The 10,861-nt window shown below is 69.8% G+C and carries 10 protein-coding genes; 4 read left to right on the plus strand and 6 right to left on the minus strand.

Features of this window, described 5'->3' with window-relative positions; translation table 11 throughout:
- From ACQKIP_RS28300 to ACQKIP_RS28315, 4 genes are all read left to right on the plus strand, one after another.
- Positions 1 to 1,053: acetyl-CoA C-acetyltransferase (locus ACQKIP_RS28300; RefSeq protein ID WP_427744479.1), on the plus strand; the 1,053-nt coding region annotated here is incomplete at its 5' end.
- Positions 1,054 to 1,418: 365 nt separating this feature from the next.
- Complete coding sequence (locus ACQKIP_RS28305; RefSeq protein WP_365862097.1) at positions 1,419 to 2,642, plus strand: oxygenase MpaB family protein; 1,224 nt, start codon at positions 1,419 to 1,421, stop codon at positions 2,640 to 2,642.
- A gap of 51 nt (positions 2,643 to 2,693) precedes the next feature.
- Positions 2,694 to 4,991, plus strand: a complete 2,298-nt coding sequence (locus tag ACQKIP_RS28310) for a molybdopterin cofactor-binding domain-containing protein (RefSeq protein ID WP_365862099.1) — start codon at positions 2,694 to 2,696, stop codon at positions 4,989 to 4,991.
- A 28-nt stretch (positions 4,992 to 5,019) separates the two neighbouring features.
- Positions 5,020 to 5,496, plus strand: coding sequence for a (2Fe-2S)-binding protein (locus tag ACQKIP_RS28315; protein ID WP_365862101.1), 477 nt, complete (start codon positions 5,020 to 5,022; stop codon positions 5,494 to 5,496).
- A gap of 124 nt (positions 5,497 to 5,620) precedes the next feature.
- On the opposite strand, the gene ACQKIP_RS28320 is transcribed toward ACQKIP_RS28315, so the two are convergent.
- The 6 genes from ACQKIP_RS28320 to ACQKIP_RS28345 form a co-directional block, all read right to left on the minus strand.
- Positions 5,621 to 6,550, minus strand: coding sequence for an alpha/beta fold hydrolase (locus tag ACQKIP_RS28320; RefSeq protein ID WP_365862103.1), 930 nt, complete (start codon positions 6,548 to 6,550; stop codon positions 5,621 to 5,623).
- A gap of 16 nt (positions 6,551 to 6,566) precedes the next feature.
- On the minus strand, positions 6,567 to 7,805 hold the full coding sequence (locus ACQKIP_RS28325; protein WP_365862104.1) for a beta-ketoacyl-[acyl-carrier-protein] synthase family protein: 1,239 nt from the start codon (positions 7,803 to 7,805) through the stop codon (positions 6,567 to 6,569).
- The gene (locus ACQKIP_RS28330; protein ID WP_427744482.1) at positions 7,805 to 8,002 is read right to left on the minus strand and encodes an acyl carrier protein; all 198 of its coding nucleotides are present in this window, start codon (positions 8,000 to 8,002) and stop codon (positions 7,805 to 7,807) included. The genes ACQKIP_RS28325 and ACQKIP_RS28330 overlap by 1 nt, the downstream gene beginning before the upstream one ends.
- Positions 8,003 to 8,480: 478 nt before the next feature.
- Positions 8,481 to 8,969, minus strand: coding sequence for a hypothetical protein (locus ACQKIP_RS28335; RefSeq protein WP_365862106.1), 489 nt, complete (start codon positions 8,967 to 8,969; stop codon positions 8,481 to 8,483).
- An 813-nt stretch (positions 8,970 to 9,782) separates the two neighbouring features.
- Positions 9,783 to 9,953, minus strand: coding sequence for a hypothetical protein (locus ACQKIP_RS28340; protein ID WP_427744481.1), 171 nt, complete (start codon positions 9,951 to 9,953; stop codon positions 9,783 to 9,785).
- A gap of 375 nt (positions 9,954 to 10,328) precedes the next feature.
- Complete coding sequence (locus tag ACQKIP_RS28345; protein WP_365862109.1) at positions 10,329 to 10,736, minus strand: DUF3224 domain-containing protein; 408 nt, start codon at positions 10,734 to 10,736, stop codon at positions 10,329 to 10,331.
- Between the last annotated feature and the right edge of the window lie 125 nt (positions 10,737 to 10,861).

The following is a 10,861-nucleotide window of genomic DNA, read 5'->3' on the forward strand; positions in this document are numbered from 1 at the left end:
GTCGTGCTCGGTGTGGCTACGCCGGTCGGCGAGCAAGGCATGGACCTGGCCAAGGCCGCGGCCCTCGCCGCGGGACTGCCCGACCACGTGACCGGAGTCCAGCTCAATCGGCTGGGCGCCTCAGGGCTCGAAGCAGTCAACTTCGCCGCGCAGACGATCCGTTCGGGGTGGGAGCACCTGGTGCTGGCGGGGGGCGTCGAATCGATGTCGCGGGTCCCGATGGAAAGCGACGGCTGCCCGATGGCCGACGCCCCGGCAATCGCTTACGACCTGCGCGTTGTCCCGCAGGGCATCGGCGCCGATCTGATCGCAACCCTCGGCGGCTTCACCCGGGAGGACGTCGACACGTTCGCCGTGCGCTCGCAGAACCGGGCGGCCGCCGCCTGGTCCGGCGGGTACTTCGCCAAGTCGGTCGTGCCGGTCAGGGGCCGTAGCGGGGTCATCGTGCTGGAGCAGGACGAACCCCCGCGCCCGGACACGAGGTTGGCGACGCTCGGCTGGCTGGCGCCCTCGTTCGCGGGCACCGGTGCCCGCGGCGGCTTCGACGCGATGGTGCTGCAGAAGTATCCCCGGGTCGAGCGCATCGAGCACGTCCACACCCCCGGCAACTCCTCCGCCATCGCCGACGGTGCCGCGCTCGTCCTGATCGGCTCGGAACAGGCCGGGGGCGAACTGGGCCTGGCCCCTCGGGCGCGCATCGTCTCCACCGCGCTCAGCGGAGCGGATCCGACGATCATGCTCACCGGTCCCGCCCCCGCCACCCGGAAGGCACTGGATCTCGCCGGCCTGACGGTGGCGGACATCGACCTCTTCGAGATCAACGAGGCCTTCGCGTCCGTGGTCCTGCGCTACGTCGAGGATCTCGGCCTGTCCTGGGACAAGATCAACGTGAACGGCGGCGCGATCGCCATGGGGCATCCGCTCGGCGCCACCGGAGCGATGCTCGTCAACGCCGTCGTGGACGAACTCGAACGTCGCTGCGCGCGCCGGGCCGTCGTCAGTCTCTGTGCCGGCGGCGGCATGGGCATCGCCACCGTGGTCGAGCGCTTGTGACCTGCCTGCCCGCCTGTGCGAACGCCCCGGCAGCGGCTGTCCGGGCGGTGCGGCCGCCTTCGCCGCCCCGGCGACCGAACTCGCCGACGGCTGTGGCGAGCGCGTCACGCCGCCCGCCTTGCTCCCGGTGCGGGCGGCCAAGGGTGAGCGCTGCGCCCGGGGCCGCCACGCCGGCGCACGCGTCGGCACCGGGAACCGGGGGCGACCGCGGCTGACGCACTGCCGGGCCGCCGGGCTACCGCCTCGCGAAGGCGTCCGGCTCGGCGGCCAGCGGGCGGTTGGGGCCGCACGCGTTGAGAAACACCTCGGCATTTCCCTCGCTATGCGCCATGTCATCAGCGGAACTCAAGAAGGAGTTCAGGAATATGGACGAACTCAGCAGACGCAAGATGTTGTTCGCGGGCGGCACCATGACCGCGCTCGGGCTGCTCGGCATCGCCTCGCCCGCCCGCGCGCAGAGTCCCTGGACCTGGTCGCCGGGAGCCTCGGTGGCCGGCTCGGGCACGGGCAACGATCCGCACTGGGTCTGGGACGACGAGGCCGACCCCGTGATCGCCGACGTCATCAAGCGCGGTGATGTCCCCAAGGTCAACGAACTGCTGCGCACCTGGACGCGCAACGACCAGCCGCTGCCGGAGGGAATGCCGGGCGATGTGCGGGCGTTCATGGACAAGGCGCGCGAACTGCCGCCCTGGGCGGTGCAGTCCAAGCTCGACGCCGCGGCCCGTTTCACCACGAAGAAGGGCATCTACGCCGGTGCGCTGTACGGGCTGGGCAGCGGTCTGATGAGTACCGCCATCCCCCGCGAGGCGCGCGCCGTCTACTACTCCAAGGGCGGTGCGGACATGAAGGACCGCATCTCCAAGACGGCGAAACTCGGCTACGACGTCGGGGACCTGGACGCCTACCGCCCCTCGGGCGAGATGATCGTGACCACCGTCAAGACGCGGATGGTGCACGCCGCCGTGCGGTACCTGCTGCCGCAGTCGCCCGGCTGGTCCGACACCAGCGGCGGCCAGACGATTCCGATCAGCCTCGCGGACGTGATGGTCACCTGGCACAGCCTGCCCACCTTCGTCATGCGCAAGCTCCTGGAGTGGAAGGTGCCCGTCAGCGCCTCCGAGTCCGAGGCGTATCTGCATGTGTGGCAGGTGACCGCGCACATGCTGGGCGTGCGCGACGAGTTCATCCCGGCCAGCTGGGCTGCGGCCAACGCCCAGTCCAAACAGCTCCTCGACCCGGTCCTCGGCCCGACGGACGAGGGCAAGAAGCTCACCGAGGTGCTGCTGGACATCGTCGCCGAGCTCGACGCGGGCGCCACGCGTCCTCTGATCTCCGCGTTCTCCCGGTACACGCTCGGGGAGCAGATCGGTGACTACATCGGGCTGCGGAAGTCGAGGCCGCTGGAGGCGACCGTGGAGGCCGCGTGGCCGCTTCTGGTGGCGTTTCGTGAAGGTCTGATCCCCCTGCCGCTGGTTCCGGCCGTGGCCTGGACGCTCGAGGAGATCATCAGGAAGATCGTGCTTGTTTTCCTTTCCGAGGGCGAGAGGATCAGCATCGAGCTCCCGGACGCCAACCGCCCTTCCTGAGCCTGGCATTGACGCCCCGAAGGTGATCCCGAGAGGCAGGAGTACGTAGGTATGGAGAAGACAGGTGCCGCGTCCGGTGCGAGCGGCATCGGCCGGCGCCGGTTCCTCGGCTACGTGCTGGCCGCGCCGACCCTGGCGACCGCCGCAGGTCTGGGCACCGCGTCCGGGGCCGCGGCGGACGGGATCCCCTCGGGGGACGTTACCGACCTCGTCGACCTGAACGACGTGATGACCCTGGCGGCCCGGCCCACCGCGAACCTGATCAAGGTGGTGGTGCACACGGACGGCACCGTGTCGTTCGATCTGCCGCGCGCCGAGGTCGGCCAGGGCATCACCACGTCGACGGCGATGCTGATCGCGGAGGAGCTGGATGTTCCGCTCGACCGGGTGCGGGTCACGTTGGCCGACGCCCGGCCGGAACTCGTGTTCAACCAGCTCACCGGCGCATCGAACACCACCATCTCCACCTTCACGCCGGTGCGGGTCGCGGCTGCCGCCGCGCGGGGCCGCCTGCTGGAGGCGGCGGCGATCGAACTCGGCGCGCTGGTCGCCGACCTCACCCTGAAGGCCGGCGTCGTCACCGATACCGCGGGCCGCAGCATCGGCATCGGCGAGCTCGCGGGGAAGGCGGCGAGCACCACACCGCGCCAAGTCCTGGTGGAGCTCAAAGAACGCGACGAGTTCACCGTCATCGGCACGCCCCGCAACCGCATCGACGCACTCGCCGCGGTCACCGGGCGCAAGAAGTTCGCCATGGATCTCCAGGTTCCGGATGCGCTGCCGACCATGGTGTGCCGGCCGCCGACCCTCAACGGCAGGCCCGGGCCCGTCACCAATCTCGACCAGGTGCGCGCCATGCACGGCGTGACCGACGTCGCCGTAATCTCCACCGGCGTGGCGGTACGCGCCCGGACGTTCGGCCAGTGCATCGATGCCGTACGGGCGCTGCGGGTGACGTGGAAGGCCGGCACCGCCGAGGGCAAGTCGGACGCGTCGGTGCTCAAGGAGCTGCGCGCCGCCGAACTCTCCCTGGGGCTGCCCGCTCCGGCCCCGTCGGTGGAGGAGACCTTCACCTTCCACTTCCGCAGCAACAGCGCGCTGGAGACCAACTGCGCCATCGCCGACGTACGGTCCGACCGCGCCGAGATCTGGTCGGGCCTGAAGGCGCCGATCGTGGCCCGGCAGGCCCTCGCGGCCAAGCTCGGGCTGCCGCCGGGTGCGGTCACCGTCCATGTCACCGAGAGCGGCGGCTCGTTCGGCCGCAAGCTCTTCTTCGACGCGGCCCTGGAGGCCGCCGAGATCTCGCAGCGGATCGGCAAGCCGGTCAAGCTCATGTGGCACCGGGCCGACGACTCGCGCCAGGGACGTACCCACCCCATGGCCACCTCCCGGGTGAGAGCCACCTACCTGGGCGGCTCCGTCCTCAGCTACCGCCAGCGGCACACCAGCGTCGCCACCGACCTCAGTCATGGACTCGGCGAGGTCTTCACCGCCCTGGCCGCGAAGCTCCCGGTGGGCGACATCGGCTTCTCCGAGACCTTCTTCCAGCTCTCGCAGTCCATGCCCTACGACTTCGGCCTCCACAGCCGCCTGCTCGCGGAGACCGACAAGGGCTTCAACACCGGCAGCATGCGGGGCGTCTACTCGCCCGACGTCACCTGCGCCCGTGAGCTGGTCGTCGACCGGCTCGCCGCCAAGACGGGCAAGGACCCGCTGCGCTTCCGCCGTGACGCCCTGAGGGACGACCGCTCCAGGGCCGTCGTCGATGCGGTGGCACAGGCCGGGAACTGGGGCCGCGCCATGCCCGCGGGCATGGCGCAGGGCATCGCTTTCCACTCCGAGTACCACGCGGTCAGCGCGGTCCTGGTGGAGATCGACTGCCGGCCGGAGACCGTGAACCGGCCCGTCCGCGACGCAGTGGCCGGACCACGCGTCACCAAGGCCGTCATGGCCGTGGACGTCGGTCTCGCCGTCAACCCGCGCGGCCTGGAGGCCCAGATGACGGGCTGCCTGATGGACGGGATCGCCCAGACGCTCACCTCCAGCCTGCACCTGCGCGACGGCTACTTTTTGGAGGCGAGCTGGGACAATTATTTCTACACCCGGCAGTGGAACACCCCGCCCGAGCTGGAGATCATTGTCATGCCGGCGACCACGGGGGAACCGGGCGGCGCCGGTGAACTGGGGGTCTCCGCGTCGATGGCGGCGGTCGCCTGCGCCTACGGCAGGGCCACGGGCACGATGCCGACCGCCTTCCCCATCAATCACGGCACGCTCTCCTTCACCCCCAAACCGACCGTTCCGCCCATCCCCGCGTCCCCCACCGACGGCTTGGACCACGTCCGCTGAGCTGCCGGTCACCCCAAGGAGAGGCCCCGTGCCCGAGCACACATTCCGCGTCAACGGCGAGCAGGTCACGGTCGAGGCGGCAGACGACGAGCGGCTGCTGTGGGTGCTGCGCGATCTGCTGGGCATCACCGGCCCCAAGTACGGCTGCGGCATCAACGTCTGCAAGGCCTGCACCAGTCACGTCAACGGCAAGGCCGCCAACCCGTGCGCCATCCCCGTCAAGGACCTGGGGCCGGGCGACGAGGTCACCACGATCGAAGGGCTCCCGGCCACCGTCGGTGCCGCCCTGCATCCGATGCAGCAGGCCTGGCTGGAGCAGGACGTGGCGCAGTGCGGCTACTGCCAGCCCGGCCAGATCATGGCCGCGGTCGCCCTGGTGCGCAGGGTCGGGGCGGAGGGCCGCGAGATCACGGACGACGACCTGGACGGCATCCGCAACATCTGCCGCTGCGGTACGTACACGCGTATCCGGGAGGCGATCAAGGCCGGGGCCAAGAACATGTGAGCGCTGCGCGCCAACCCTGGCTCCCCGTGCCCGGGTCCGCCACGCACGCCCCGGGGGCAGGCCGCCAGATCGCGGCCGGGCCGATTGCCGCGCGTGCAGGGAGAAGACCGGCTGACCCGGGCAGTCACCGGGCCAGGGCCCCACCAGGGATCGCGTCCCGGTCCGTTCCCGGCGCACTCGTCGGAGGCCAGCAGTCCCTCAGGACCGCCCCTGCCCCGCCATCAGCCAACTGCAGCCGGCTGTCGGTGATGAAGGCCCTGGCCAAGCCGGCGACCGCATCGGGCCGTTCCATCAGCAGCATGTGATCGCAGTCGGGAATCGTGACGAAGCGGCTGCCCTCGATGGTCTGGGCGAACGCACGTTGCAGGTCAGGCGGGGTAAGGGTGTCGTGCTCGCCGGTGAAGACCAGAGTGGGCACACCCGCCAGCCCGCCGGTGAGGGCAGTGCGCGTTCCCAGGGCGCGGGCCAGCATGTACTCGGCGTGCGGCCGCCTGGCAACCCGCAGCAGGGAGCGCCGGAAAGAGCGCAGAGCCAAATCGCGGCGGTGGACCCGGCGGCTGTCGTCCAGGCAGAACATCTCCGCGGAGACAGCCGCGACGAAGCCCTCCGTGTCACCGTTCGCCAGCAGTTCGCCGGCTTTGCGGTAGCGGGCAAAGGAGGCATCGGTGAGGTGGGCGGGAACACCCCCCAAGAGGAGACGGGCGCAGCGCCCGGGACGGCGCTGGGCGTAGCGGAAGGCCAGGACCGCGCCGTGGGAGTAGCCGAAGAGGTTGACGCGCGGTACGTGCAGGTCATCGACGATGGCGTCCAGCGCCGCGTCGAGCAGGGTGAGGGTGTGCTCGGGGCGCGGCACATCGGAGTCGCCCGCGCCGGGCAGGTCCGCGGTGAGCAGGCAGGACACGTCTGCCAGGGCGTCTTCGAGCTGCACCCAGTCGTACATCCCCTGGAAGGCGCCGCCCAGCGCGATCAGCGGTTCGGACCGCGCGGCGGTGGGAGAGACCAGGCGATAGCTGCAGGACAGGCCGTCCACGATCAACGTGCGTACGCATTGCATGCGCCTCTCCCCCGCCTCAGGCCCTGGTGAGGACGAGTACGGCGTTGTGGCCCCCGAACCCGAGCGACGAGCTTGCCGCGCACGCAAGCCGTGCGGGGCGGGCGGTGCGGGCCACCACATCGACCGGCACGTCCGGGTCCTGCACCTCCAGGTTGACTGTCGGGGGCACCAGCTGCTCCTCCAACGCCAGAGCGGTCAGGGCGGCTTCGATGCCGCCGGTGGCGCCCAGGGCATGTCCGGTCATCGCCTTGGTGGACGTGACGAGCGGACGGTCGCCGAAGACGCGGTGCAGGGCCGCGCTTTCCACGAGGTCGTTCATGACCGTGGAGGTGCCGTGGGCGTTGACGTGGCCGATGTCCCCGGCAGCGACCTCGGCATCGGCCAGTGCGGCCCGCAGGGCCGCCTCGATTCCCTGTCCGCTCTCGTCGGGGGCCACCGGGGACATCGCGTCGCTGGTGGAGCCGTACCCGGCCAGGTGCGCGCGGACGGTGGCACCGCGGGCCCGGGCGTGCTCGGGGCGTTCCAGGACCAGCAGTCCGGCGCCCTCGCCGACGACGAAGCCGTCCCGCCCGGCATCGAAGGGCCGGCAGGCAGCGGCGGGGTTGTCCACCCGGGTGGACAGCGCCCGCATCCGGCAGGTGCTGGCGAACATCATCGGTGAGCGCAGGGCTTCTGCCCCGCCGGCCACGGCGATGTCGCAGCGGTTGGCGCGCAGCCAGCCCAGTGCGGTGCCGATCGCGTCGGTGCCCGAGGCGCAGGCGGTGCTGACCTTCAGGCTCGGCCCGCGTGCGCCGAGGTCCTGGCAGATGCCGCCGGTGGCATTGTTGGGCATGCTCAGCGGCGCGACCTTGGGTGCGACCCGGCGGGCCCCGCGCTCGTTCAGAACGGCCTGCTGCTCGTCGTAGTAGTGCAGGCCGCCGTGCGCCGTGCCCACCACGACCGCGACACGGGCACCGTCCCAGGTCTCGGGATCGAGCCCCGCGTCGGCGACGGCTTCGCGGGCCGCGATGACGGCGAACTGGGCGAAACGGTCCAGAAGCAAGGTGGCCCGGCCGAGTCTTTCCTCGAGGTCGAGCCCGTCCACCGTGTACATGAAGTCACAGGGCAGGTCGCGCAGGGATGCCAGGCTGCGCACGCCCCGGGGGGATCGGGCGGTGGTGACTTCACTCCAGGTCTCCTTGGCGCTGTGTCCCGCCGCCGTCACCAGACCGATACCGGTCACCGCAGCGGCCCAGGAGCCGTGGCGCTGCGCCATCAGGCCACCGCCGCCTTGGCGCACACCGCGTCCATCAGCTGGCGCACGGTGCTGCGCGACGTCAGCTGCACATCGTCCAGGTCGACGTGCAGTTCGTCCTCGAGAACCAGCCGCAGCTCCTCCAGGGCCAGGGAGTCGATGTGCAGCCGGTGCAGCGGCTGGTCGGGGTGCACCGACTCCGGAGCAAGCCGGTACATCCTTACCAAAACGGCGGTCACCCGGTCTGCGACGTCCATCAACTGCTGGTCTTTCTGGCGCTGGTCGCGATCCTTGGTCGGCTCAACGCCAGCCCGTACGCGAAGTGACGTCGACCGGCCCCGATCAACCCGTTCGGGGCACAGCACTTCGGGGGGTGTACCACACGGCTGCCGCGCCCCCTGGGAGCAGCGGCTCGAAGACGCACGAGAAGCCGCGGGACGTATCCGACCAGCCGACGGACCGCGTCATCTGCCCGGAGGGCGAACCGGCTTACCCTGCCCCGCCCACGCGGGAGCTTCGATTCCTCCCCCGCCTAAAGGCAGGGGTATCCACGAAGGAAGACACGATGAGCAGGCCGCGACGACCCGGTTTCTCGATCCCGGGCTCCGTGCTCCCATAGCCGAAGAGAACACATCGGAGTGAGTAACTAGAGAGCAATCGAAGCACCAGATATGCGGAAGAAACCCTCTATTCGTCTCACCGAAATGCGGCCGAATCCCCGGTTGCCCGCCGGTGGCCGGGCCACATGTCGTCATAAGCAGCGTCCATGAATTGCGCCTGCGGCCCGCGCAGCGCAGAGGAGTTGGTTATCTCGCCCCGGACTGCCTGCACCAGGCAGAACGCATAACGATAGGCAGAGCCTCGCAGGGGCTCGCTTCTGGCCGCCAGGTCGATCTCCGCCTGTGCAAGCCACAGATCATCCACGAGTCGGTCGAGCACCACATTGTCTGCCATGCCATCACTGACCGGGCCTGCGAGAGATGCCTTTTCCACCTGCGACGCGATGCCGAGGAACTTCAGGACCGCGTTCTTCAACTCCGCGCGATGCGCGGCTGTTTCCTGCACTTCGAGCTGCCGGGTGCTCGCTCGCGAAACGAGGTACTGGCCAAAGATCGACCCACCAGCGCCGAGTGCAACACCGGCCAGAGACAACAGCGCCGGCCCCAAGGTTCCCCAAGATCCCATAACGGGAGTCTCTCAACTCCCGCGGCCGCCGTCCCCATGGGGCTTGTGACCGTGACGGCGAGCAATTCCGTAACCGTCGACACCCAGGGCACCAGGCGGGCCGCCCAGGCCGAGCACGGGCCGCCAGAACATTGATGGGGGCAGCCTCATCAGCGTGTGCCGACATGCACAGCGAACTGCCGCCGCCACCAGTGTGGCGGACAGCGTAATACGCCGTGGCTGCTTTCACCGCAGCCGACGCCGGGCACAGAACGCGGCTCGCTGGTGGGGGACGAGCCTCCGCGCGGGGTCTGGGCCCGGGGACTCTGGCAATTACTTCTGCCCCGCACGCGTGTCCATATGCAGTCGGCCGACGAAATAGGCAGGGCCGTCACCGGGCACAGCCCCCTAGCGCATGGCACGCGCTCTTTCCCGGGGCATACGACTGCTCACACCGCTTGCGCTCGGCTCGCAACCTGCCCCTCAACACGGCCGGTTGGCCCCGGAGACCAGATGCCTCGCAGTAGATCGCACAGCGCCCGGCGCCTTCGTGGCCGCCACCGCCGTCAACACTCGCTGCTTGATCACTCGTTGGTGTTGGCGGTGCGAGCCCATTGCACGGTGACCTCTTGGCGCGCCAGAGCCCCGTGAGCTCCAGCAGAGGCCGAGGTCCGTGACGTGCGCTGGTGCCATGAGCGGCTAGTGAGATGGCGGCCCACGGGGTCAACATCGAGGGCACGCTGGAACGCCCCCGGGGCCGACACGGCATGATGCCCACCACTCACGCTCTGGCCACTTGAGGTGCAGCACGTCCAACCCGCCCCGGCCGGCAGGTCAGGAGCCCGCTCTACAGGTGCGGTCGCCGGCGTCTCCGAGCGAGAACGAGGCCCTGGAAGCCGTGCCGTCGTGGGCCAGCGACAGCACGACGCTGCCCTTGGTGTAGTCCGGGAACCACAGCGAGTACAGCGTCCGGGTGCCGCCCGCGACGGTACCGACCCGGCGCACTTGCATGGGCGCCCCGCCGCAGGTCGCACCCGTTACCTCCTGATGGTCAGCACCGAATAGACGCACCCAGCTGTCAGTGAAGAGGGTCGCCACGTCCTCCACCTCGATCGAGGGGCCAGCGGCGCCGCGGTACAGGCCCGCCCGGAGTACCCGAGATCACTCGACGAGTTCCAGCACAACCGCCGGTCACCGCCCGACCGCCCGACCGCCCGCTGCGCCCGTACCGGGTCGAGGGGGACCATACCGAGCCGATGCCGTCACCCGCGGCCTGACGGTCAGACGAAGGCCGTGTTCCCGTCCGCGGAACCCCCTGCGGATGATCATTTCCGGGCCATCGTTCAAACGTCACCGACGGCCGGCAAGGGACCAGCGATTTCAGCCGAGTTGGTAGTCGAACCAGATGCGGTGCGTGCCGTCAGCATCAACGGCTATCCCCCCGGCCCCGGATATCCCCTCCAGCTCGCCGGTGCCGCTCGAAGGCACGATGGTGAAGAATTCCGCTGTGCGGTCGCTACCGGATGTCGTCGCCGAGTGCACGAAGTTGCAGGCCCCCTCCCGTCCCTGCAGCGAGCCTTCGAATGACTCCATGGCCACATACGTGCCGACGCCGGCCGACTGGTCGAACGCGGCAGTGAACAGGGTCGCGGAACGCCCCACGACCTCTCCCTCGAAGTGCTTCTCCATCGTCGCGACGCCTACCGGCAGCCCAGTGGACACGGCAGGCTCGGGCTTCAGCTCAGTCGGGACGAACGCTGTGACCGTGAAGGTTCCCTTAGCTCTCATACGCAGACCGTACCGAGGGGGTCTGACAAACGCGGCCCGACCATAGGCGCCCCGGGCGCCGGAGGACGGCAGATCCGCAAGAACTCTCCCATAACAGCCTCCAGTCGCACTGGAGAGCACGGTCA

This window comes from Streptomyces sp. NPDC059900, assembly GCF_050270335.1.
Classification (GTDB): domain Bacteria; phylum Actinomycetota; class Actinomycetes; order Streptomycetales; family Streptomycetaceae; genus Streptomyces.